This is a genomic window from Lysinibacillus sp. CD3-6, assembly GCF_006351725.2.
GTDB lineage: Bacteria > Bacillota > Bacilli > Bacillales_A > Planococcaceae > Lysinibacillus.
In genome coordinates, this window is record NZ_CP085880.1 from 2,193,683 (window position 1) to 2,217,810 (window position 24,128).

Here is a 24,128-nt window from a genome sequence, read left to right on the forward strand (position 1 = left end):
ACCAAAGTGTTGAAGTTGCTTTTTTGAAATCTCCTACATCATTCAATTTAATCACCCCCTTGTAAATTATATGATTGCATACATTTCAATCGTTTTAGCTAAATATTCATAAAAGAATATTTTGTAAAGGAGTGAATGTCAACGTGAAAGGCTATGGTGAAACAACAAAACAAATTAGGATTGGCAAAGGGTATACACAAAAACATGTGGCAGCTAACTTATTAACACAAGGTGCGTTTTCCAAGTTTGAAAATAAAAATACCGACATCAACTTGGCAACGATGCATGGGATATTAAATCGTCTAGGTATTACATTTGAGGAATTCTTTTATATACAACATGGCTATCAATATAGTACACGTGATGAAATCATCACTCAATTTTATCGGTTATCGTTTAACGAAGAAACAGTACTTAGAGGGCTATCAGAGAAGTGCCAACAGTATTTAAGAGATTTTAAGGAAGATCAACAAGTTTTTCATATTTCGATTATTTTAGAAGCACTCATCATTTTAGCTAAAACGGGCGATTTTGAGCGAGCGAAGAAAATGGTTGAACCCGTTTGGCGCGACTTATCTAAACGTAATCAGCTCTATATTACTGATTTATATATGTTGAATGCGATATTATTTTTATTCCCTTTACCAACAGTCCTTCAAATAAAACAATTTGCTTTACGACATCTCGCTTTATATGGAAACTTTCGTCAAGTGTCTCGCTTAAAAATTAATATTTCAATGAATATTGCTTTACTATTAATGAAAGATAATAAGTTTTCCAAAGCCCAAAGAGAAATTTTAAACGCTATATATTTATGCAAAAAAGAGCATGATTTTATCCTTCTTGCAATTTGTTATGTAAGGAAGGGTATTTGTTTGAATCAACTTAGACTTTTGGGTGAAAAGTGGATTAGGAAGGGAGTAAATATGTTAATAACACTCGAGCAATTTACATTATTAGAAATGGTAGAAGAAGAAATAAAACAGTACTAGACTAGAAGATGAGGAATTGCATTTCATCACCACCACTTGCATAATAAAGCAGGGGAGTAGTCCAACCGAGATATTTACTTCTATTAAGCCTTGATTAGGATTGTACAGCACTAGTTATACTTCTATTAAGTAAAACTAATAAGAAATTGAGAATTTTTGAAGAAGAAAGGATGTGCTGATATGACAGAATGGCCAAAAGGCGTTGCTAAGCCTGCAATTCGTGCATTGAATGCTGCTGGATATACACAATTGCAACAGCTAAAAGAGGTCGATTTAGAGAAATTAAAAAATTTGCATGGAATGGGTCCCAAGGCGCTCGCTGCAATTGAAGCAGCATTAAAAGAAAGTAGGTAACATATTGAATAAACTTAGATTGTTTTTATTAGCAATGGCCATCTATTATATCTTTGTTATTTTTGTTGTCAGTAAGCTAGTTATCTTTCCAATTATTAAGGTTTTGATGCTTGTTTTCTTTATAGGTGCAGGGTTTATATTTACAAGAAGGATGCGGAAGAAATTACAGTAGATTTTGTTCGTAATAAATAAGTTTAGATAAGTACATAGGTGTGTTCGGTATTCACAATTTCATTTCAATCAATAGGCTGGAAAAGTACTATAAACCATGTCTAAACATTGTAAGATAACATGTGATAACAAGGAAACAGTCGATTGAAAAGGTAAAGAACCTTCAATTGACTGTTTTTTTTGATTGCGTTTCACGTTTTCTCAAATCACATGGTATAAGGATGTTTAAGAAAAAATAGGTGGAAGGGAATGACGATGAGTTTACTTTGAGGTAGATAAAATGAAATATGTAATCGCTTTATATGTAATGATGATGCTAATTGTTTTTGTAAAATTAATCAGTGAATTTATTTTAAGTGGTCGTTATTCAGCCATTGCTAGTTGGATTATTTTTTCTTGTTCTTTTTCTTAACTATCTTTTTTGCAAATGCTAGATACTATTTAAGGAAGTATGGTAAGTAGTATTAGAAATACAACTTAAAAAATGTGGTTGATACTATAAATGTTTCGTAACTATAAATGAAAACTATTCGAAGGAAGGGATACGATTGATTTCAGTTTTAGTTGTGGATGATCATCCAATTGTTTTAAAAGGTTTAAAAACGTTGTCTCTGGAGATAGAAGATATAAATATTGAAATCGAGAAGAGTCCACATAAAGTTATTGATAGAATGCAAGAGGAAGAATTCCATGTATATTTAATTGATGCTTGTATTGCTACAAATAACAATCTAGAACTTACGACAGAAATTAAAGCAAAGCAGGGACAAGCCATTATTATTTTATATACGACAAATGATGTTTGTTCGTATTTTTCCCTACTAGTTGAGAAAAAAGTGGAGGGCATTCTTGTAAAAACAGCTCCTATTGAGCAAATCATCTCAACAATTCGTTTAAGCATTCAAGAGAAAATCGTGGTTCCAACTGATTTTTTAGATTATATAAATGAAAAACTAAATGATCGTTATGCTAATTTAAAGCTAACACATCGAGAAATAAAATTACTGCAGATGCTAATGAAGGGCTACCCAAATAAGAAAATCGCAGCAATATGCAATGTTTCTGTGCGTACGGTAGAACGCCATTTATCACAACTTTTTAGCCTGTTAGGTGTATCTACAAGACTAGAAGCGGTTGAGGTTGCAAAAGAGAAACAATTGCTTGATGAATTTAAAGATATTTGATGATAAAAGTGTCGAGGTAAATCGGCACTTTTTTAATTTCTTTTCAGCTACACAAATCACTTGTCATTGGCAACGACTAGAAGCGAAAAAGCTCGAACTTGGGGTATTTAGAAGACTGTTAAGTAAGGAAATGTAATCGTGACCGACAGAAATTTTGACGGTATCGACAATAATATTGTCGGTTGAAATGTCGGTTGGTAAGGGGATATGATTAATTTAACTCGAGTAGAAGTGTGCTATAGCAGATAATATCATAATAAAGTAAAAAATCTTGATTTCCACGAAAATTGATTTTATACACAGATAGCAATTGTTGGAACTAAGACATATAGTTATATTTTTTATACATTATATTAAACAAAGTAAAGGGGAAATGTATATGATTAAAATGCTGCTGGGGCAATAACAGCTTTATCGGTTGCATGTGGATTAGCATGTATAGGTACAGCAGGTGTTGGGTGTATCCCTTGCTTGTTAGGAGCTGGCTTAGCTCTGAAGGAGTAGTAGCTTATTGTGCTTTTAAAGTCAGAGCAAATGCATGATGAAAAATTTCCAAAAAGAGGTGTTATTCTAATTATGATTAAAAATATTTTTTCATTGATTATTATGATTTGCGGGCTTTTAGTGGGTTTAACTTTACTTGATATTATTCACCTACCGTTGTTCTTTCCTTATGCAGGAATAATTATTAGTACAACCGTTATATTAATCATTCTCTTCAAAAATAGAAGGAATCTAGCAAATAATGAATGATAGAATTTAAACAAGCAACTGCACATTGATATGCTCCTCATTAGGTAGACAGATTAAAAATATGTTTATCAAATGAGGAGCGTCTGGTATCATGTACTTACTTTTCAAGCAATAAAAACTGTTAAAGATGCTATTCCAGCTTAACTTATATGAACAAAATATAAGTAGTAAAAATCCAAGTTGCTGAAAAGAAGGCTTTGAGCAAGTTAGCCAACAATTTTAGTAATTTGAATTTGCACTTTAAAACTAAACTTTTAATATTCTTTTCTTATTCATTTATGTCATAAATCAAGATATCAAACAATTTTTCATCTGTATAAAGCAGTATCGCCCATTGTCCTTTTTCTGGTATTTTAACGCCTGATGGGGCGTGGGCATCTGCTCCATTATTTGCTCCTCCAAGGTCTATTGTCCAGCCAGTTGTTAATATTTGATGGACCGTTCCTGTTTCTTTGTGATAACCTACCACCGTTAACTTTGTTTCTGTAGGATTTTCAATTCCCCAAAGATGCCACATCCATTTTTGAACATTTAAGCTTGGCGCGCCTGCACCTATAACGCCTGACTTATTTTCATTTCCAATAATATTGTTATTGAATGTCACCGCTTTTTTATCCCAATCAATCTTTTCCAAATCACTTACTTCAACAAAATTAGGAATGCCTTCGGGTAGCGATATTTTTTTGTTTGTTTCATTTGATGTACAAGCTGCTAAGGATAATAAGCTTAAAAAAACTAACATCATCGGTAATTTCCTTATCATATTAATTTTAATTTCCCCCTTTAAAGAACTAGACAAATGATTATAGAAATAGTTTCTTTATTTTCTAACAATTGTAAAATATACGGTGCGAGACAGAATAAATGCCGAATCTCTAATGTGATGGGATAAAGCAATAACTATGCGTTTGAGAAAGGAAAGATGAAATAAAGCAGTAATCTTCATTTTAATTCTAAAAATGCTATTAATAATGATTTAGGATATTCAACTTCAGACAAAAATAGCTCATAATCTTGGGATTACTCAACAAAATATAAAATGTATCTGTATTATCTCGGTTTTTTGAGGTTTGGAACGCTACGCCAAGTAGTAGCTATCTGACTAAATTCAAACTATGGGGGTACTATCACTATAATCCTTTTTCTATTCAAAGAATGTTATATAAATAAGAAATTTTTTAAGGTTGAAGATAGTAATAATAATGCGAGGAGACTAACTTAAGCAATATTAAAGCGAACGATAAACAATTGATAATCGAAGCATTTGAGATTGTGATGAAAAACATTTAATATTCTTTTTCCAATTCCGTTTTGCGTTAATATTTTGAGTAAAATATCAGATGAAAAATAGGTTGCAACCGACAGAATTCTTGACGGTACCGCCAAAAATATTGTCGGTTGAAATGTCGGTTATGGACAAGATAAAATTTAATTAACAGATTATCGAAAGGAGAATTTATATGCCCTAAAATTAATAGAATTATTTTTGCTGTTTTTGCACTTTTGTTAACGGTAGTTTTTGGGTGCCTAATTGTATTAGGCAAAGAAAGTTATGCAGTAAGCAGTGATAGGAATGAACTTGAATATGCTGTAGATAAAGTGTTAGATGAAATGCCTGAGATAGCATATAAACTTCTAGTAACTAAATATAATGATTTAAATTTAGCCTCAGTAGTAGAATCGTTAGATAACAAAAAAGCAGAGTTTCGATTAAAAGTCCATAATGAAATGAGTAATTTGAAACATGATAATGCTTACTTGAAAAAAGTTGCTATAGAGGAAACAGAAAGATATCTAGACGCAATTCGAATCGCTGAAGAGATTTATGGTGTAAGTGTTACGCAAGAGGAAGTAGATCATTATATCGATACAAATGTTGCGGATGTCGTGATGCCCGAAAAAGAACGCTATGCTAAGGCATTAGGGATATCGCTTTATGATTTAGATTATAGTTTTGATCGAGATTTTTATGTTATGGACACGTTATGGGATAAATTAATGCCCGTTTTACTAGAGCGATACCCCCGAGAGGATGGGGAGGACCCTAATATATATTTAGACAGAATAAAAAATGAATTTTATAGCCATTCTTCAATTAGCTGACAACTATATATTAATAGAAATGCTATCACTATAATTTTTGCTAATAAGGAGGAGTCTTCATGAAAAAGATGAAAGCTTTATCAGTATTAGGATTATTTTTAATGATGGTTTTGGGAGCAACAGGGGTAAGTGCATATAATGCCAAATTTAGCTTTGATATGAATACTGGCCTCTTCCATGGAAAGGTATTTACAACTCCAGCGTACAAGTATACAAAAGATGAAGATCCATTTCTTCAAGTTGATTATATTGAATCCAGTGTACGCACAAAATTTATGGTAGTAAACTCCAATGGTGATGCCAGAAGCTCAACGTTGACAACTCGCTCAGCAACTTCAAGTTTATTAAATAATCTAGGAATGGCACAAAACCATCAGTATCGTATGAGCATACAAACTGATGATGGAAGTTGGTATAACAGATACAATGTTAGAGGAGCTTGGAACCCCGATTCCTATTAATATCTACTGAAAAGGTTTCCTCCATATTGTTATGGAGGGAAACCTTTTAGTTTAATATTTTTTAAGAATAAGTGGTGATGACAATGATAAGGAGAGAATTAATGCGGGCTATCTACAATAAAAGAATGGCTTTAGTTATTGTGATTATGTTCATTTTGTCCTATTTTTCAGCTTATGGTTCTTTATTAAGTTCTCACTTTTTTATTGATAGGGAAGCAGATGACTTAACTCCTGAAAATCTAAAATATCTACTTGAAGTTGGTGGAAATACATATCATATTTGGCTTGATAGTTTCCATTATACACAAATAGTATTTGTATTAGCGGCAATCTATCCTTACGCTGCCTCTTTTGTAGATGAGAAAAGGGGACATTTTCATTATTTTTCTATTATTCGTATGGGTCATTTTAAATATCGTTTCAATAAATTATTTGCCAATGGCGTTGCTGGTGGTTTGGCATTAATTATACCGAATGTTCTTTTTTTCTTAGTAATGAGTGCTTTTTTTGAAAATAAAATTCTTTATCCATTTGAAATTCAGCCAGACGGTTTGTTAGATAATCTATTTGCTTTGACTCCTTTGCTTTATATCCTGTTTGTTTTAGCCATTCATTTTGCTTTAGGTTTTTCTATAGCTATTTTCACTATGGGAATAACAAGTTTCTTTTCAAAAATTGTTTATGTTTATGCTATTTCTTTCGCACTTTACTTAACATTTGATATTTTCATTTCTAATTTTTATGGACTAGAAAAATACGCTTTAACTAAAATCTATTACGTCATATCAAATATAGAATTACATGGTAGTGATGTTGTCATGATTAATCTACTTTTAATCTTACTAGGAACAGTAGCATTTTATCTAAATAATAAATGGGAGTTGAAAAATGGAAGCTAATTTCTTAAAAATCACTTGTAAAAGAATTTTAAAGAGTAGAAAGTTTCTATGTATATTAATTTATTTTCTAATTCTTCCGTTCATTGTTTTATTGATGAATGACTGGTCTGTTGATAGTAACAATTGGAATGGTGTGTTTTTTATCTTTGGCAATAGGTATATCTATTTTTTATTAATTGCTCCAGTGTTTCTTATTTGTCTCTATGATCTTGCGAATGAAGGTAACCTGCGATATTGCGCAGGGAGGCTACATACAAAAGCTACTTTATTAAAAGTTCAAATAATGGCAATGATTTTCCTAAGCGTATTTCTAACGATATATGTGTTTGGCGTAGTTATTATAGAAGCTTTTTTAGTGCTTGGAGGAAGATCCGAATGGAGCAAAGAAACCGAATGGGGACTTGATCCATATACGCTTTTTTTCCTCGATCTCTCACCAATTATTGTAATTAGTCTTTTTGCAGTGAAGTTTTTTGTGACACTTTTTTTTATAGGGAGTTTTTATTTGTATTGGCAAAGTATAACGAAAAGACAGTACAGGAGTTTAGGTATGAGTATAAACTTTTTCCTACTACTTTTTAACTCAATTATAAATTTATACAATATTCCTATATTAAAGCTACTAGATTTAAGTTTTGTAAGTATCTATTATTTAAACCCACATGAAAATACACTTTTGCTATGTTCATTCATGTTGTATGTTCCTTTTATTATATTAAGTCTAGGTTTCTTATTCTTTTCTGTGCGTCTGTCTAAAGGGGTGAATTACTAACGAATGACTTTCCGCTTACTGTCAATTATTCGATACAATCTTTGCTTTATTTACAAGAAAGCATTCTTCATTTTAGGTTGGATGACAGGGATTTTCATTTTTCATACATTATTTAATCGGAGTGACTTGTATCATTCTGCGATGGATTTTTATTTAGTAAGTATTGGGTTTATGCCACTTGAAAATTTACATTTTATTCAAATTTTCATATTGTTACTTCCCTATATCGCAATGGCGATAATTGTAGATATATACATAGCCCAAATGATGGGGAAGCATGCAATCAATTGTTTATTAAGAATTAAGAAGCGTGTGCTTTTTATAGTTTCCCATGTTTTGTCCCTCTACTTGATTATCTTTGCAATGCTATATATCTATTATTTAATGTTGCTGATTAGTTCGTTTTCTTTATATGAACGAACTACGCAGATCACTGAGGCATTTTTCTCTTGGCTAGACCTCCCACAGGAGGACATACTTCAAAGGCTTTTACTTCCTGCATTTTTTGGACAATTTATAGGTGCGTTTTGTATTTCATGTGTACAGCTTGCAGTTTCAATTAAATTTAACCGACTAAGCAGTGGTTTTATTTTCGTTGTATTCCTCTATTTTTTTCAATTAGTTTTTCCCTTTATTTTAGGTCAGCATGCATTTGTTGCTAACATTCTAAAAAATCATGGAACGTACTTTTACTTTCTATTTATACAATTTGTGATCATTGGTATTTCTGTAGGATATCTTTATGTCACTAGCAAGAAGAATACATTATTCTTTTCGGAAAGGGGTTAAACGATGGACGATTTAGTTTTAGAAGCAAAAGATGTATCTAAATCTTTTAAAAAGCAAATCATTTTCCATTCTGTATCTTTGTCTATAGAAAAGGGCAAAGCATATGGCTTTATTGGTCATAATGGGTGTGGAAAATCCATTTTATTTAAAATTCTTAGTGGCCTCATTGCCCCTGATAGTGGTGAAATTAAAGTATTTGGACAAAAACTTGGAAATGAAGTGGATTTTCCTAAAAATACAGGAATCATCATTGAGACACCTCAATTTCTAGAAGACTATTCTGGAATTAAAAATTTGCGTTACTTAGCAGCCATTCAAAATAAAATAAGCGATACTACGATTAAGGCTACACTTGAGAGAGTGGGGTTAGATCCTAAAAATAGGCAACCTGTAAAAAAGTATTCTTTAGGTATGAAACAAAAATTAGGGATTGCACAAGCGATTATGGAGGGACCTTCTTTACTTATTCTTGACGAGCCATTTAATGGACTTGATAAAACAAGTGTCCAAAACATTCGTACATTATTGCTTGAACTGAAGAAAAAAGGAGTAACGATTCTTCTGACAAGCCATATGCAAAAAGATATTGAATTGATATGCGATGAGGTTTTTGAATTTAATGATAAAAAATTAAAAAAACTAAAGGTTAATGAATTAAGCAATGAAGACGAACATTTTTGACATCATCAAAGTTTCAACCGTTCATAATGCTGTAAATGAAGGCTACCGACTAAAATTTTGTTATGTGCGAGATACGATGAAAGTAAGTTAAGTATTTTAGAAAGGAGTATGATTGAAAATGTTTTCTCTGTTTTTTTAGTACTTTGTGGTCCTTTAAATAAAAACTTCCTTTAATATGGTGTCGAATAACTTATTAAATAAAGGCAATTTCACAAAGTTGCTCACAATTTCAGCGGTGATAAGACTTTACACTGAGTACAAAGAACAGATGATGTGGTAGAAATTCCGTTTATTGAAATGGATAAATATTTAAGGTTTAGATAAATAAAGAACTTTAATCATTCAATACTAATTTAGAGAGGTGGTTGCTATGTTTGGTAAGGTAGATGACGGTAAAAAGATTGTGCGTGAGGATATCTATAAAGTATTGGAGGAAATAGCGCAGACCGATGAAAATATACGTGAAGCACTTCAAGCATGGGAAGAAATCAGTCAAGATCCAGATAATATTATCGCTTACCAATCACGGGTCAAGTATTTGCTAGATGAAGAGGCTAAAATTGAAGATGCAAAATACTACGCGGAACAAGAAGGAATAGAAAAAGGAATAAAACAAGGGATAGAAGGCATTGCGAAAAAGATGATTTTAAAAGGGAATAGTGATAGAGAGATTATAGATTTAACTAACTTATCATTTGAAGAGTTACAAGCATTACGCCAAGAGGTTAAATAATGTAAAAAGCATTCAAGGAAAATTGACGATTCCTTGGATGCTTTTTTGCGTTAAACGAATTTTTTTCAATCAAGTTCTTAAACGCCCATTTTTCTACGTGTATTACTTGTTTTTTTCGTTTGTTGGCTTTTCATTTTCTTTGTTGAAGTGTCACCATTCATTTTTCCCTTAGTAGTAGCATTTTTGTTCTTTTTGTTTTCAAGCTGTTGCTTCACGGCTTCTTGCAGAGTCATTTTCTTTTTTGGTGCTTCAGTCTGATTATTTTCTGTCATAGGAGATTCCCCTTTTTGAATATGATTGTTAATAGTTAGTTCCAGTATAATCTATTTTCCGTATTTTGTGAAACTCAGTACAATAAACGGAATTTTAGCTTCGTAACATACATGGCTAAGAAATCTATTTCTGGGGTATAAATTAATAAAGAAAAGCTCTGTGATAATTTACAAATAAATGTTTAAAATATGCATATTTTCATTTGATTTTTCTCATTCTAATATATACAAGCACATCGAAAGGAAGTGGGAAGTATTTTGTACAGCAGAAAACAATTTATCTGGGCTTATTGTATTTCTAGTGTTACTTCAATTATTGGCACAATCGCTATTTTTTTAATATTAGATTATTATCAATATACAGCTGATTTTGGCTTATTTTATAAACTGTTACTTGCATTTATTAGTGGAGGACTTATTGCCTTTGCTTTAGGGCTTATTTTAATGAATTTGTACTTTGAAAGTAGTTTTTCTCACAATAAAAAGAAAGTGAACGATGTGATATAAACGATAAAGTCGATTGGTCCGAAATATTAGGATTCAATCGACTTTTTATATGTGATGTTAAAATTGGGTTTATTTCAAAGAATCCAGACTATTTCAACGATTAGATAGGCACATTGTGGTTCTATACAGAAAATACTTTGATAATATCTAGTTCTTCCTCTTCCTTTACAATAAAAGTTATTTCTACCTTTTCAACGCTTAATAAAGAGCATATGATTTGAATTTTATGAGTTGAAAATGTGCATCTTACTTATTTTTAAATGGGTAGTTTAGAATGAAAAATATGACACCTACAAATACCGCAAAAATAATTGAGCTTATTAGGTTGGATATACTGATATATCAGTGTTCACAATTATCATGATGAAAAATACTACTAGAGAAAAATAAAGATGCTACTACCTAATCTACTTTTTAATTATTCACAGTTACTTTTTCCAGGGAATTTCTTATTTATTTCTTCTGCAAAGCGAGAACCTCTTCGTCATCTGGGTATTCGTTCGCAACCGTATATTTTGTAAATACATCAAGAATAGAAAACATTACAATAACAACGACCATAGTTCCTTTAAATAATGTATATGGAATTATTTTTTATCATAATAACACTGCAGTTTAATGTATTTAATAAAAATTATTTGCTATTAAATGGGTACTTTAAAATAAAAAATATCCCAGTAGCTATTGCAGCAAAAAGTGTATAAGCGAGTAAATCTTTTAGGTTGAAATCTTCCAGATCCTTCAATAACTTAACGAAAAAAGCGATAAAGAAAAAGCGATAAAGAAAAAGCCAGATGCGATTAATGCTTTATCTTTTTTTGTATTATCTTTAATGGAAAACACCTCCTGAATATTTTGAGGAAGAGTCATTTAATTTAAATAGAAGAGGTTCATATATGAATGAATGCCTATCCACCGAACTCCATTAGTAATAGAAGTACTAATCAAATCCAAAAGGAAATCTTATATCCAAAAGTGTAACAATACAAGTTAAGAAAAGAGCCCATACCATTGTCGTTAGTAATCTTCTTGTATAGGAGGATTTTGGTGTTTCCTTGTAAGGAGAACCCGTTACAAACAAAGATACAAAAATAATTAACGTAAAGTACAAAAAATAGGCGAGCGATTGATAATACCACATGAATCGTCACCAACTCTCTATTAAGAATGAAATAGTAAATTGTATTCCAACATAAGAAGATAAGAAGGTAGTAGGTTCAGTTGCTATGCTCCATTCCCTATTAAAAGGGAATGGAGCAAATATTGTATAGTCTATTTACCATTCACATGAAGTAAAGAAAAGTCTAGTCAAATCCAAAAGGAAATCTTATATCTAAAAGAGTAACAATACATGTCATGATAAGAGCCACTACCATAGAGGCTAGTAATCTTCTTGTATAAGAAGACTTTGGGGTCTCCTTGTAAGGAGAACCCCTTACAAATGAAGGAATAAAAATAATTAGCGTAAAGTACAAAAAATAAGCGAGTGATTGATAATACCACATAATACTTCACCAACTTTCCTTGAAGTACGAAATGGTTGATAACTTAAATGGTACTTTTTGCACGAGAATGTTACTAACTAAAATTCTTACATGCCAAATACCTAATTTCATAGTTGTAGGGTCGATTCGTAAATGAGGATTTGCCTAATCTTTAGTTGCGGATTTTTCGAATAGTAGAAGGTTGTTCCTTTGTTGTTCCCCAACTCGACATAAGTCGTCCTCCTTTGTCATTTTATCGTTTAATTACGAAAATTTTATCATTGAGAATCATTCTCGGTCAATCGATTTATGTGGGGATCTTATTAGTTTTTTTGCCAATAGTTGATGATGAAAGAGAAGCGCTACTCAGCGATTTGTCAGTGTTATATCATAAAAAAAGCTAGTTGCACAAAGGTGATTGTGCAGCTAGCTTTTTGTTTTATGTTGGAGGTATAGTCCACGGATAATACCCGCAATAAAGATGATAAACAACAAGGCAAGAAATCCATACGCATGCCATTGTTGTAAAATACGATTGTGTCCCATTGCCACTGATAAATCATTGAAAAGTGAGTATGTAAAATACAGCAAAATACTGTTTTTCATAAGGCAGAAGGTGATTATCCCATTTTGTCGCTCGATATGAGATAAGGTAGGCTTATGTTTACGTACTAATGGATAAGCCGCTTTTATTTCCAAGTAATGCAAAAGTAAAAAGAGCATTAACGCTACAAATGGTAAATAAAAGATAGCGATTTTAGGCCCGAACTGTGCATGGTCCGTCGTAAAGCTTTGTAAAACTGGAATGGAGGAGGGGAGTTTATGATATTGAAGTACAGTTGCGGTAATGCCAGCTGTAAAAATGGTTGCCACAATTATTGTAAGTTGTTTACACAGTTTTGGGGTAGGTGTTTTTAGTTGTTCATGCATACGATCACCTCGATATTGACTTCTTTCAAAATAGGATTCTGTTATACTGTAACATAAGATTGATATCAAGTGGTTAGAAAGAAGGATTAGATGGAATACGTTTTATTTTTAGTGATCGGTATTGCAGGGAATGTCATCGGCACATTAGTTGGCGGTGGTGGATTAATTACATTACCAACAATGATGCTGATGGGTGTACCAGTTCACTCAGCAATTGGAGCGAATAAAGTTTCCAATATGGTAAGTGCTTTTTCTAGCTTTTATACGATTTTTAAAAGAAAGGAATTGTCATGGTCGGAAATGCGTTCAGTTCTGCTTGTATCTTTGATTGGTGGAACATTGGGTGGGCTCTTTGCTTCCTTTATGAGCGGTCAGACGTTAACACTTATTGCTATTATTTTACTTGGCTTCGCACTCATTATGTCGTTTATCGGTGGTGCTGATTTCGGTGAAGTAGAAAGCTTTAAAATGAATAGAAAAAATGGACCCATTTTGCTGGGTGTAGGATTTTATGATGGCTTATTTGGCCCTGGTAGTAGTACATTGGCGTTGTATACGTATGCGTATGAAAAACTTTCCTATATAAAAGCTGTAGGATTGTCTCGTGTTGGCGTTTTTGCGATGTGCTCAGGGGCAGCCATTACGTATATTGCAACAGGAAAAATAGAGTGGCCGCTAACGATCGTTTTAATGTTTGGATCCGTTATTGGCGCGCAAATTGGCATTGTCCTTGCAAGAAAGGTAAAGGCAAATCAAGTCAAGATACTGTTACGTGTTGTAACAATAGTGCTTATTTTACAACTTATTTATGATTTCTTCCAACAGTTATAAGGAGGGTTCGCATGTTTGAAATTTCACCTTTTCCAACATTTTCCTGGTCACTTTCACGTCATAAAACATTAACGAGCTGTGCTAGAAAATATGGCTTTGAATATTATTTTTCTCATAATGGGTGGCTGAGCCATCAAGTAGAGCCATTTCACCAGCATGTTTATCGCTTAAAAAAGTTGCAAGCGATGCCTATATTATTTGGACAAATTGTCCATCGATTAATCGAGCAAACGATTATCGATTATTTGCAAACGAAGACAGTACCATCTGTGTCAGAGCTTGTAAATCGTGCGCGTGGTCAGTTAAATGCTGCCTTTATTGATTCGACTCGACATGTGGATTTATGGAGACATAAACCTAACAAGTTTTACATGATGCAGGAAATCTATTATGAGGGAAAGCTAAATGCTGACTTAATTACAGATTATAAAAATCGAATGGAAGCGGTGTTTACGAACTTTCTTCTAAGTGAGACGTTTTTACAAATTACTGCGCATACAGGCTCATTACGAATTGGAGAGCCCGAACAGTTTCGCTCAATGAAAATTGAGGATACACAAGTTTTTGTCGTGATGGACTTTCATTATTACGATGATATAGAAGATAAATGGATTATTATTGACTGGAAAACAGGTGGCCAATCAGACGACGATCGTCAGCAATTAGCGCTTTACGCCTATTACATTCAACAAAAATACGGTGTTTCATTAGAAAAAATCGAAGTTTATAATGAATATTTAGTGACAGGGGAACGCAAACAATATATGTTTACATCGTTCGATATGGACAATATTTTACATACATTTCGACACAGTGTTTTAGAAATGAAAAAGTTTCAAGCTGATATACTTTCAAACGAGCCTGTAGATCTTGAAGATTTTGAGCAAACACAAGATGAATGGCGCTGTTTGAGATGTAATTTTAAAGAGTTATGTGCCAACAAATAGATGAAAAATGGAGCAAGTGACTAATTAATTTAAATCATCGAAATGGTCGCTTGCCTCCTTTTTATATAAGAGTGATCAAGTTGTTCTTTAATAATAAATAAGGCATATGAATGTCGCAAAACATGAAACTATAACTTTGGTTAGTTGTACTTTTCAATGAGTTTTCTCCAAGCCAAATCTAGAGCACCTAGTTTTGATGGATATCCATCAGAATTTGTAAAGATAAAATTTAAGGGAACCCCATCATCATCTTTAGTGCATTCCAAGTATTACCCATTTAATTCTTCGATAAATATCTTTAGTTCACCCATCAAACCTTAGGGACGTAAAGTAATCTTGGCTTTTTTTGGGGGGAAGTAAAATTATTAGTTTTCTACTTTCCATATTAATTTGAAGCGTTTGTCTACATAGATAGTATTATTTTCACAAAGGGTATTGCGCAAACGGAAAATACTGATTGATGAAACAGTTAAAAGACTGGGGAGGGTTTAGTATACATTGAAAGGTAGAGGGGTGTGTATTTAGAGGTTCTGTTTATAAAGAGTAACCTTATTTTTATACACACTAGGTAAAACGCAAGCATAAGCTTAGCGTTATTTTTATTGTCTAAATTAGAAGGTGGAAGGTTAAGATTTCTTTACCTTGTCGAGATTCTATTGATTTATATAATAAATAAAATTAAGATGTTGACGGGGGAATAAGTACAAAGTTCTATATTGATGGATCGCCGTATGCGATGAAAGTCGCCTGTACGGTGAAGGCTCGTTATAAAATCTTGAGATAAGGGATAAGACGAGAATAGCAATCCAGTTTTTGTGAATAAAGTTGATTGGACATCGAATGACGTGAATTTTTCAGTTGTGGGAAATACAATAACACTGACTGAGGCAATTGCATATGACAAAGCGATATATCGAACTTATGGAAATACGGTAAAACGATATATGTCAAACGAGGTTTATAAAGAAGCGCCTATTGGTGGAACTGATTATAATGTATATGTCGAGTTTGATGGTGCTGAAACAGGTTTTGATGGAAACGTTTATTTCTATGGTCCAAATGAGGGGGTAACTGTAACAGTTAAAGACGAACATACGCTAACGTTTGATGTTAATGTTGATAACGTTTCAACAATTTTTAAACAAGATAACTTCGTTGTTGTAGTACAAAGTCTTTCAAACCCAAATGAAAAATATAAAATTAAATTAAATGTAGACACTTTACGCAATAATAGAGTGTTTATTAATGATTAATTTTTAAATGTAACAAGCAGGTAGCCTTCCACAGATAAGTGTGGAGGGCTTTTAGCTTTTATTATGAACAAAAAGGACGTGTTATGGAAAATGTATTGAGTGACCAACCTTAATAATCGCCTCATCTACTTTTTAACTAAAGTGAACAGATACACAAAAAAAGGAAGATTTATTTTCAAGTTTTGAGGGTATTAAAAAGTGTCTATAGGTATTACAATTAGGGAAATTATAATTTGCCTTCGCCTAACGTTTCCGATGATTTAGTTTGGAACAGTAATACACTGAACGTTATGATAAGCAAGTAGAAGGTTTATCAAAGTTAGATGGTATAAGGATGTTAAAATAAAGCATACTAGAAAATTTAGCAATTAAAAAGCTATTGATTTTTTACATGAAGATTTATCAACGGGCATTAAATTTGATGGTCAATTAATGGAGACTCTTTTATCTACTGATGTGATAAAACTTAGCAATTCCATGGAATATATAATTGGTTTCTAGTAACTTTAAAGTTAAACCATTTAGGTAAATAGAGCTTTTGGTTTACAGTTAAACTTTAAGAAAGCTATAATTAAATTTCAAGCCGAAATACTTTCAAACAAACCTGTAGATCTTTCAGGACTTTGAGCAAACAACTGATGAATGGCGCTGTTTGAGATGTAATTTTAAAGAGCTATGTGTAAGATAAATAAAATGATAGCTATCTCTTGTGATAGCTATCATAGAAAAGTTATTTGTTTAAAACAAAAAAAGCGACAATCGCAATAAATGTGAATAAAACATTTAAAAGCATATAAACAGGTCGTAGTTCTTTATACGTGACTACCATCGCAATGATAGATGACAAAACCGCCAAAGGAATAGTTACATAAAAGATATCCCACAAATAGAAGCCATCAATGTACACGAAAACTGTTAAAACAGCAGTAATAATGGTCCACTTCATTGTGTTATTGGACATAATATTTCCTCCTTATGCTTAAAAATACAAAAAAATAATAGCATAATTAGGCGATTATCGTAAACTATGAGACTACAAGGAGATGTAATGCAGCGTGTTTAAAAAATTGATAGTAATAAGTGCTGTTGTAACAATGTTAGCAGCTTGCAGCAATAATGAAGATGAGGCTACAAAACAGGATACCTCTCAACAGCAGGAGAAACAGGAAAATCAACAAGGAAAAGACCAGGTTGAACAACCAGTACAGCCAGAACAAAATGTACAAGGTGAAGATAAGGAAAATATTGACCTTAGTGAATGGACTTCATTACCTGAATATAGCAAAATTACCGAACAAATCGACAATAAAGACGACATTCACTTTGAAAAGGTAACCGATACCCGTGATAAACGTATTTTATTAATTATCGATGAAAATGGCACAAAGCTTTATAAATCTATTTTTATTAAAAATACGAATCGTTTAAAAATAATTAATATAAAAGATAGCGGACAAATTTTTAACGATGTGTTGTCCTAGTGTCCGATGAGAGACCCCCCTTCATTTGAGGCCATAGTAAAATCGGTGGGTATGAGTTAACCCACCGATAAAGTAAAGCTATTTAGTTAATGCCATAAATTCACTTAATTCTTCAGCTGTTAAAGGCTCTGTTTTACCAATCTCCGTATGAACATCAAAGACGGCAGAGTTTTTAATCGTTCCAGATATTTCTCCAGAAGTATTTTTGAGTACACTTGTCGCATTAAGGAACCAAAAATAATGATCTTGTACTCTCTTAGGGAAGTTTGCACCAAACATGCCATTGACAAAAATCGGTGCACGAAAATGCATCGTCTCTTTTTTTAATGTCCCAACTATTACAACCTTCTTCTTACTTCTTGGTGGTACTGTTACCTCTATCTTGGCAGTTGCCGTTTTTGATTCTGTTTCAGTTTTTGATTCCCCTATAGTAGTACTAACAGAGAATTCCATCCCTGATTCAAAAAAGCCCTCTATTGTAAATTTAGAAGCGAAAGTTAAGCCTGTTGTACTTTCTGTAGACCATGTTTGTTGACTTTGCCAACTGCCTTGAACTTCTAAAGTCATAGTGGCTGCTTCATCCCCATGATTTACAGCAATATTACTACCGACTATGACAGATTTAGGGGGTGCCCCGTCTCCCTTAGTATACGTAAAGTCACCAAGTGTTTTGTAGCAAGGGTGGCCATATTGCTCAGTGATTGCAGGCGTAACTCCTTTAAAATAAGTTTCGCTATTTACTGCAATACCATCTGGATTTACTTTGAATTTTTCTTTGAATGCTTCTCTCACTTTGTCATAACTTGAATTCATTGCAGGTAAATCTGAAAATAAAAATTTCTCTCGTATTAGCTGAGTTTGCATTTATTTCCCTCCTAGTATAGTAGTGCTTTTTAGTTAAATTGAGTTTCTACCTTAACCTAAAAGTAAACCTCCTTTATTTCTATTTTGATACTCAACTTTATGTAAGTACCTCTCTATAACTGTAAAACAATACGTGACAATGAAATACTGATTAATGTTAATAATTGGATTATTAACAATTTTTAACATGCTCCTAATGACAAGCGATTCACATGATTCTATCTTCGGTTGCACAATTGGCTAGTACCAACTAACTGAACAAGTGCCCAATGATTAATATAAAAGAGATAATTGCAATGAAAATTAAAGTTATCATAATCGTAATATAGCTAATAATTAAAGTAGTCCAATTTTTAGTATCTTTCATCCCAAGAAGGGCTAGAAGGAAACATCCTATTGTTAGGAGCAATATAGCTTTCAAAGGATGAAAATGAAAATATACGATAAAAAAGTTTAAAAATGTTGCGGATGAACTGACAATAAGAAATATAATAATGGTACCTATTAATAAAATCAGTGACCATATAGTTAAGGTTATTTCCATACATTCCCTCCTGTTTTATTTAAACGAATTTTTTACCTCTATGTTCCATAGAATGCCTTCCTAAAAATAAGTTGAATCGGCTATACTTTGTACTAAATAAGTGATTAATGGTGGTGAGATTGTGGGAGTAGCAGAAGTTTTAACCATTGTCTTTATTGTGCTAAAGCTAACTGAAGTCATTACATGGTCGTGGTGGATAGTGCTGTTACCATCGCTCATTTCTTTTAGTATTTACGTACTGCTTTTACTAGGAAAGGTAGCCATCGTTATTGCAACGATAGTGACGGTGAAGAAACGTAAAAAACAATAGGTGTTGAATGAAGACTAGGGTAGTTTAATTAGTAGAAATATCGGACGATAAACGAAGGAGAGATAGCTTTGCAGTGTATTAAGGGGGAAAACGATGAATTATAATGTAGAAGTTTTATTAGAAAATCATGAAGCATTTGTCACATTTCTAAATACAAGTTTAAGAGAGTTTAATAATGAACATTCTCGATACCATAAAGAAATAAGAAAAGTGGGAGCTGTGCAGCCTTTAAATGTTATTGTTTCAAATGATAATGAATGGATTGGCGGATTAACCGCGGAGGTTTATTGGGATTGGCTCGAAATTAATAAGTTTTGGTTTAGTAAGGAATATCGTCGACAAGGATTAGGTGAAAAATTGTTGTTACAAGCGGAAGCAACCGCAATAAAGATGGGGGCCACAAAGGCATTGTTAACTACATATGACTTTCAAGCTCGCTCGTTTTATGAAGCGAGAGGCTATATAGTTGTTGGGGAAATAAAAGATTATCCCCCTGGAAGTAGCTATTACACAATGGTTAAACATTTAGTTTAATAATGCTATTTGCCAATAAAACTACTTTAGGGCACAGTGTAAGACGCAATATTCAATGCGCGGTTTTTGCGTCTTACAACATGTACTGTTCCCACATGATTTACTGAGGATTCATTCTAATTTTAATCGTATATTAAAATAATTCTTCAATATACGTAGTATCCAGTTTGTCTAATAATTTATAGTCTTTCATGTAATTTTCCTCGTATAAATAAACAAATAGATGTGTTGCATCATCAAGGCGAATGCCGACTTCACGATTATCATTAATTCGTAATGTTAACCAGTATGCCTCTTTAGAATCTGACTTCGCAAAAAATACTTTTCGAATTTCTTTGTTCTTAAATAACTGCATAATTTCACTAATTTTCGCTGCATCTTTTATGGTAATTGTTTTTTCGTCAGAGGCTCGAATAATTTCAATTTCATTAATCTCTTCGATATCAAGCCGATCGATCACTTCTTTATTGAAAGTAGAATCTCGAGTTAGTAATGATGTCGTCACAAACAAGATAATTAGGGGGAATAGGACAATTAAAATTAGTTTATAAATTTTTTTCATGGTACTCTCCTTAAATTCTAAAAATTCACACATATGTATTCTGTTCCACGCTATAATTGAGCATATACTGAATTGATAAAGGAAGGCAATAAAATGAACTATAATCATCAAGAAAAAGAGCTTTTTTACCCAGATGGGAAAATAATGTACCGTGGTGGCGTTAAGAAAAACGATTTTGGCCATGATATTTATGATGGCAAGGGGACTATTTTTGATCAGGAGGGAGAGGTGTTATTCGAGGGAGAATTCGTCAATCATATGAAGCAAGGCAACGGCATTATGTATTTAAAAGGTAAAAAAGTTTATCAAGGCGAATTTATCCAAAATAAAAAACAAGGTACAGGTATTTTATATAAAGACGGAAAGGTCTATTATGAGGGACATTTTCGTAATGACTTAATGGATGGCTATGGCATTTTATATTATGAAGAGGATGTCATTGCACCATTTAAAGATTGTCGTGAGCAATATCCGCACTTAAATCGACCGCAATTTGAGGGGGATTTTGTGCATGGTATGAAAAAGGGTAAGGGCATACAATATTATCCAAGTGGTTTTTTACAATACGAAGGTGATTTTATGTGGAACCATATGCAAGGGGCAGGTAAGCTGTATTATGTTCCAGAGGCACCTACCGAGATGGAGCTTCAATCGGGTGTAACAGCTTTACACTTTGAAGGTTATTTCTTTGAAGATATGAAGCATGGAAAAGGGAAAGTCTTTTCAAGACAAGGTGTGCTTGAAGCGGAAGGGCATTTTAAAGAGGATGTTATGACAGGGAAAGGCACACTTTATTATAGCAATGGACAAGCATCCTATAATGGCGACCTTGTCAACGGGCTAAAGCATGGTCGTGGCGATTATTATAATGAAGAAGGCAAAATCATTTATAGTGGAGAATTTATCAACGGTGAGCGTTTGCGCATTACACCAGAAATAGAGAGAGAGATAGCTAAACTACAGGCGCAATTAGATGGGCTTGTAGGGCTTCCAAATGCAAAAAAGGAATTACATAATTTAATCAACTTTATTAAAATTCAAAGCTTACGTGTTGACCATGGCTTAACGAGCTTCCCTATAACGTATCATCTCGTATTCTCGGGAAACCCTGGAACTGGAAAAACAACGGTCGCTCGCATTATTGGTCAAATTTACAAACATCTTGGCGTATTGTCCAGTGGCCATTTCGTTGAGACAGATCGTGCAGGGCTCGTAGCGGGCTATGTTGGTCAAACAGCCCTAAAAGTACAAGAAGTGGTGAAAAAGGCAACAGGTGGCGTGTTATTTATTGACGAAGCTTATTCATTAATTAATGATAAGCAGGATGCATTTGGTAAAGAGGCGATTGATAGCTTATTAAAAGCAATGGAAGATTTACGCGATGATTTAGTTATCATTGTGGCAGGCTATACAGAGCTCATGGAGGAATTTTTACAAGCTAATCCAGGATTCAAATCGCGCTTTAATCATTTTGTGCAATTTGATAACTTTAGCACAGATGAGTTATATGAAATATTTGCGATGCTATGTAAAAATAACGATTATCGTTATGGCGATGCTTTTGCACAGCATATGAAAACACAATTAAACCAGATTCCTGTTGAAACAATCCCGAATTTCTCAAACGGACGTTATATTCGAAATGTATTTGAAAAGCTGGTGACAATTCAGTCAAATCGTTTAATTCAGCAGCAAAATATTACGAGAAGTGAACTAATGGAATTTGCGGAGGCAGATATTGTCCAAGCGATTTCTGAAGATCTTTTTGATAGTACGTTTTAATAACTTAACATCACAATGCATGGCAACTATATAAATATCATATATATAAGAAATGAAAATATAGAAAATAGATAATTTTTATCTAGTAGGGAGAGCTTGATGAAGAAAATAGTGCCATGGTTGTTGGTTCTTGCGTGTGTTTTACCAACATTTTTACACATTAAGATTACAATCAATAACAACATCGATGTTCATAAAGGGAATAAAACACAAGATTAGGCGTATCACCTCATTGCCCCTAGCAATCTGTTACGGGGCTTTTTTATGTTCTTTCAATTGACGAAATTTAGAAAAAACCATATTCTAAATTAAACATACGGTAGTGTATGTCTTTTTGGATTGGGGGGAAATGTTTGAATCAAATAATTTATTTATTGCGTCACGGAGAAACAGTTTTAAATACTCAAGGACGATATCAAGGCGAGCTTGATTCACCATTAACGGCTATTGGCATCGAACAAGTTCAGCAAAATGCGGATATGTTGAAAAGTTTAATTGGTGATTCGCAACAGTGGCAAGTATTTTCAAGCCCTTTAGGAAGGGCCTTGCAGAGCACCGAAATAATATGCAATACGATGGGCTATGATTTTAACAATGTACAACAGGACAATCGACTAGCTGAGGTTGCTGTTGGGGATTGGGCGGGCTTAACGACGAAAGAAATTGGGCATACTTGGCCTACTCTTTTAGATCAAACAGATCATTATAACTGGTTTTTCAATGCGCCAAATGGTGAAAGCTACGACGCCGTTGTAAGTAGACTAACGGATTGGCTTGATAGTATAAAAGATGTACCAAAAGTAATTGTCATTTCACATGGTCTAACAGGGCGAATTTTACGGGGCATCTATGCTGGTCTTGCAAAAGAGGATGCATTGAAGTTAGATGTTTCACAAGATGTATTTTTTAAATTAACACATAAAAACATCCAAAACATTTCATTAGCATTCGATGATTTTTATTAAAAAGTAGCGGTTGTTTTATTACATAATGTGAAGTGATATACAATCCTTAAGAATTTCTTCATAAATTTCCTACAGGAATATTCATAATTGCCTCCTATTATAATGTGTGGGAGGCGTTTTTTTTATGAAAAAATTTGTATTATTTTGTTGTATATGTGCGGTTGCAATATTTTTCTATACTAATAAAACAAACGAACAAGTAGTGGACATTGAGCTACCATCGTTACATAGTAAAAATGCTTTATTATTAAACGATAACGGCGATGTGTTATATGAAAAAAATGCAGATGCCATTATCTATCCTGCATCGTTAACAAAAATCATGACGGCAATCGTAGCAATTGAGGCGAGTAAAGATCTTCAAATGCAAACGATGGTTACGCCACAAACAATTGCAAAGTATACTGCCCAAAATGCTTCGATGGCTGGCTTCCAAGGTGGAGATTTTGTGACGATTGAGGATTTATTATACGGTACATTACTGGCATCAGGTGCCGATGCAACTGCTACGCTTGCTATTGCTATCGCAGGTAGTGAGGAGGCATTTGTTGCTATGATGAACGATAAAGCGCAGGAGCTAGAATTAAATGATACGCATTACGAAAATGTTAGTGGGCTCCATCATCCAGCACATGTATCAAGTGTTCGTGATATTAGTAAGCTCTTTCAATATGCACTGGAGAATCCTACATTTTATCAAATTTTGACTACAAAAAGTTATACGACATTAGTGCCAAATGAATTAACGATATCCAGCACATTATTTACAAAAATGGATGGTGTGGAAGGTGCAATTCTTGGTGGGAAAACAGGTTATACACCTGAGGCAGGACTGTGCTTAGCGTCCTTAATGGAAAAGAACGGTGAAGTATTTATTTTCGTTACGACGAATGCAGAAGGGCATGTTTGGACACCTCCATTTCATGTTGAAGATGCCATGACAGCTTATCAAGCACTATAGGAGGAAAAC

General features: G+C 33.2%; 26 protein-coding genes. 20 read left to right on the forward strand and 6 right to left on the reverse strand.

Annotation, left to right across the window (positions count from 1 at the left end; translation table 11 throughout):
• Positions 1-143: 143 nt before the first annotated feature.
• The 4 genes from FH508_RS10580 (at position 144) to FH508_RS10595 (ending at position 2,701) form a co-directional block, all read left to right on the forward strand.
• On the forward strand, positions 144-992 hold the full coding sequence (locus FH508_RS10580) for a helix-turn-helix domain-containing protein (RefSeq protein WP_172771293.1): 849 nt from the start codon (positions 144-146) through the stop codon (positions 990-992).
• A 180-nt stretch (positions 993-1,172) separates the two neighbouring features.
• Positions 1,173-1,346, forward strand: a complete 174-nt coding sequence (locus FH508_RS10585; RefSeq protein ID WP_172771294.1) for a helix-hairpin-helix domain-containing protein — start codon at positions 1,173-1,175, stop codon at positions 1,344-1,346.
• Between the two features lie 4 nt (positions 1,347-1,350).
• Positions 1,351-1,518, forward strand: coding sequence for a hypothetical protein (locus tag FH508_RS10590; protein WP_172771295.1), 168 nt, complete (start codon positions 1,351-1,353; stop codon positions 1,516-1,518).
• 547 nt (positions 1,519-2,065) lie between these two features.
• Entirely contained in the window at positions 2,066-2,701 is a 636-nt protein-coding gene (locus FH508_RS10595; RefSeq protein ID WP_172771296.1) for a response regulator transcription factor, read from the forward strand.
• A 1,021-nt stretch (positions 2,702-3,722) separates the two neighbouring features.
• Here the strand turns inward: FH508_RS10595 and FH508_RS10600 are convergent.
• Positions 3,723-4,217, reverse strand: coding sequence for a DUF4871 domain-containing protein (locus FH508_RS10600; protein ID WP_228134478.1), 495 nt, complete (start codon positions 4,215-4,217; stop codon positions 3,723-3,725).
• Positions 4,218-4,957: 740 nt separating this feature from the next.
• Here FH508_RS10600 and FH508_RS10605 point away from each other — a divergent pair.
• The 6 genes from FH508_RS10605 (at position 4,958) to FH508_RS10630 (ending at position 9,892) form a co-directional block, all read left to right on the forward strand.
• Positions 4,958-5,557, forward strand: a complete 600-nt coding sequence (locus tag FH508_RS10605; RefSeq protein WP_172771298.1) for a hypothetical protein — start codon at positions 4,958-4,960, stop codon at positions 5,555-5,557.
• A 59-nt stretch (positions 5,558-5,616) separates the two neighbouring features.
• Positions 5,617-6,018 (forward strand): hypothetical protein, encoded by a 402-nt coding sequence (locus FH508_RS10610; RefSeq protein ID WP_172771299.1) that lies wholly within the window; start codon positions 5,617-5,619, stop codon positions 6,016-6,018.
• Between the two features lie 83 nt (positions 6,019-6,101).
• The gene (locus tag FH508_RS10615) at positions 6,102-6,917 is read left to right on the forward strand and encodes a hypothetical protein (RefSeq protein ID WP_228134479.1); all 816 of its coding nucleotides are present in this window, start codon (positions 6,102-6,104) and stop codon (positions 6,915-6,917) included.
• Positions 6,907-7,689 (forward strand): hypothetical protein, encoded by a 783-nt coding sequence (locus tag FH508_RS10620; RefSeq protein ID WP_172771301.1) that lies wholly within the window; start codon positions 6,907-6,909, stop codon positions 7,687-7,689. Before FH508_RS10615 ends, FH508_RS10620 begins: the two co-directional genes overlap by 11 nt.
• Positions 7,690-8,481: 792 nt before the next feature.
• Positions 8,482-9,159 (forward strand): ABC transporter ATP-binding protein, encoded by a 678-nt coding sequence (locus FH508_RS10625; RefSeq protein ID WP_172771302.1) that lies wholly within the window; start codon positions 8,482-8,484, stop codon positions 9,157-9,159.
• Positions 9,160-9,529: 370 nt separating this feature from the next.
• Entirely contained in the window at positions 9,530-9,892 is a 363-nt protein-coding gene (locus tag FH508_RS10630) for a hypothetical protein (RefSeq protein WP_172771303.1), read from the forward strand.
• Between the two features lie 77 nt (positions 9,893-9,969).
• On the opposite strand, the gene FH508_RS10635 is transcribed toward FH508_RS10630, so the two are convergent.
• Positions 9,970-10,164, reverse strand: a complete 195-nt coding sequence (locus FH508_RS10635; RefSeq protein ID WP_172771304.1) for a hypothetical protein — start codon at positions 10,162-10,164, stop codon at positions 9,970-9,972.
• A gap of 258 nt (positions 10,165-10,422) precedes the next feature.
• On the opposite strand from FH508_RS10635, the gene FH508_RS10640 reads away from it, so the two are divergent.
• Positions 10,423-10,671 carry a hypothetical protein gene (locus FH508_RS10640; protein WP_172771305.1) on the forward strand — a complete coding sequence of 83 codons (249 nt, stop codon included), beginning with the start codon at positions 10,423-10,425 and terminating at the stop codon, positions 10,669-10,671.
• Between the two features lie 1,910 nt (positions 10,672-12,581).
• Here the strand turns inward: FH508_RS10640 and FH508_RS10645 are convergent.
• The gene (locus tag FH508_RS10645; protein ID WP_172771306.1) at positions 12,582-13,085 is read right to left on the reverse strand and encodes a DUF1648 domain-containing protein; all 504 of its coding nucleotides are present in this window, start codon (positions 13,083-13,085) and stop codon (positions 12,582-12,584) included.
• A gap of 90 nt (positions 13,086-13,175) precedes the next feature.
• On the opposite strand from FH508_RS10645, the gene FH508_RS10650 reads away from it, so the two are divergent.
• The 3 genes from FH508_RS10650 (at position 13,176) to FH508_RS10660 (ending at position 16,116) form a co-directional block, all read left to right on the forward strand.
• A complete protein-coding gene (locus tag FH508_RS10650; protein WP_172771307.1) occupies positions 13,176-13,916 on the forward strand; it encodes a sulfite exporter TauE/SafE family protein in 741 nt (246 codons plus the stop codon).
• A gap of 11 nt (positions 13,917-13,927) precedes the next feature.
• Positions 13,928-14,863, forward strand: coding sequence for a PD-(D/E)XK nuclease family protein (locus tag FH508_RS10655; protein ID WP_172771308.1), 936 nt, complete (start codon positions 13,928-13,930; stop codon positions 14,861-14,863).
• An 860-nt stretch (positions 14,864-15,723) separates the two neighbouring features.
• Positions 15,724-16,116 carry a hypothetical protein gene (locus FH508_RS10660; RefSeq protein WP_172771309.1) on the forward strand — a complete coding sequence of 131 codons (393 nt, stop codon included), beginning with the start codon at positions 15,724-15,726 and terminating at the stop codon, positions 16,114-16,116.
• 730 nt (positions 16,117-16,846) lie between these two features.
• Here FH508_RS10660 and FH508_RS10665 read toward each other — a convergent pair.
• The gene (locus FH508_RS10665; RefSeq protein WP_172771310.1) at positions 16,847-17,077 is read right to left on the reverse strand and encodes a hypothetical protein; all 231 of its coding nucleotides are present in this window, start codon (positions 17,075-17,077) and stop codon (positions 16,847-16,849) included.
• Positions 17,078-17,171: 94 nt separating this feature from the next.
• On the opposite strand from FH508_RS10665, the gene FH508_RS10670 reads away from it, so the two are divergent.
• On the forward strand, positions 17,172-17,597 hold the full coding sequence (locus FH508_RS10670) for a hypothetical protein (RefSeq protein WP_228134480.1): 426 nt from the start codon (positions 17,172-17,174) through the stop codon (positions 17,595-17,597).
• A 78-nt stretch (positions 17,598-17,675) separates the two neighbouring features.
• On the opposite strand, the gene FH508_RS10675 is transcribed toward FH508_RS10670, so the two are convergent.
• The gene (locus FH508_RS10675) at positions 17,676-18,461 is read right to left on the reverse strand and encodes a hydralysin-2 (RefSeq protein WP_172771311.1); all 786 of its coding nucleotides are present in this window, start codon (positions 18,459-18,461) and stop codon (positions 17,676-17,678) included.
• Between the two features lie 665 nt (positions 18,462-19,126).
• Here FH508_RS10675 and FH508_RS10680 point away from each other — a divergent pair.
• Positions 19,127-19,315, forward strand: coding sequence for a transmembrane Fragile-X-F protein (locus FH508_RS10680; RefSeq protein WP_172771312.1), 189 nt, complete (start codon positions 19,127-19,129; stop codon positions 19,313-19,315).
• Positions 19,316-19,408: 93 nt separating this feature from the next.
• Positions 19,409-19,849: a GNAT family N-acetyltransferase gene (locus tag FH508_RS10685; RefSeq protein WP_172771313.1), complete on the forward strand. Its 441-nt coding sequence runs from the start codon at positions 19,409-19,411 to the stop codon at positions 19,847-19,849.
• A 133-nt stretch (positions 19,850-19,982) separates the two neighbouring features.
• Here the strand turns inward: FH508_RS10685 and FH508_RS10690 are convergent, their stop codons facing one another.
• Positions 19,983-20,411 carry a hypothetical protein gene (locus FH508_RS10690; protein WP_172771314.1) on the reverse strand — a complete coding sequence of 143 codons (429 nt, stop codon included), beginning with the start codon at positions 20,409-20,411 and terminating at the stop codon, positions 19,983-19,985.
• A 93-nt stretch (positions 20,412-20,504) separates the two neighbouring features.
• Between FH508_RS10690 and FH508_RS10695 the strand changes: the two genes are divergently transcribed.
• The 3 genes from FH508_RS10695 to FH508_RS10705 all read left to right on the forward strand — a co-directional run bounded on the left by FH508_RS10695 (position 20,505) and on the right by FH508_RS10705 (position 24,119).
• Positions 20,505-22,193: an AAA family ATPase gene (locus FH508_RS10695; protein WP_172771315.1), complete on the forward strand. Its 1,689-nt coding sequence runs from the start codon at positions 20,505-20,507 to the stop codon at positions 22,191-22,193.
• Positions 22,194-22,546: 353 nt separating this feature from the next.
• Positions 22,547-23,158, forward strand: coding sequence for a histidine phosphatase family protein (locus tag FH508_RS10700; RefSeq protein WP_172771316.1), 612 nt, complete (start codon positions 22,547-22,549; stop codon positions 23,156-23,158).
• A gap of 124 nt (positions 23,159-23,282) precedes the next feature.
• On the forward strand, positions 23,283-24,119 hold the full coding sequence (locus tag FH508_RS10705; protein ID WP_172771317.1) for a D-alanyl-D-alanine carboxypeptidase family protein: 837 nt from the start codon (positions 23,283-23,285) through the stop codon (positions 24,117-24,119).
• Positions 24,120-24,128: the final 9 nt, after the last annotated feature.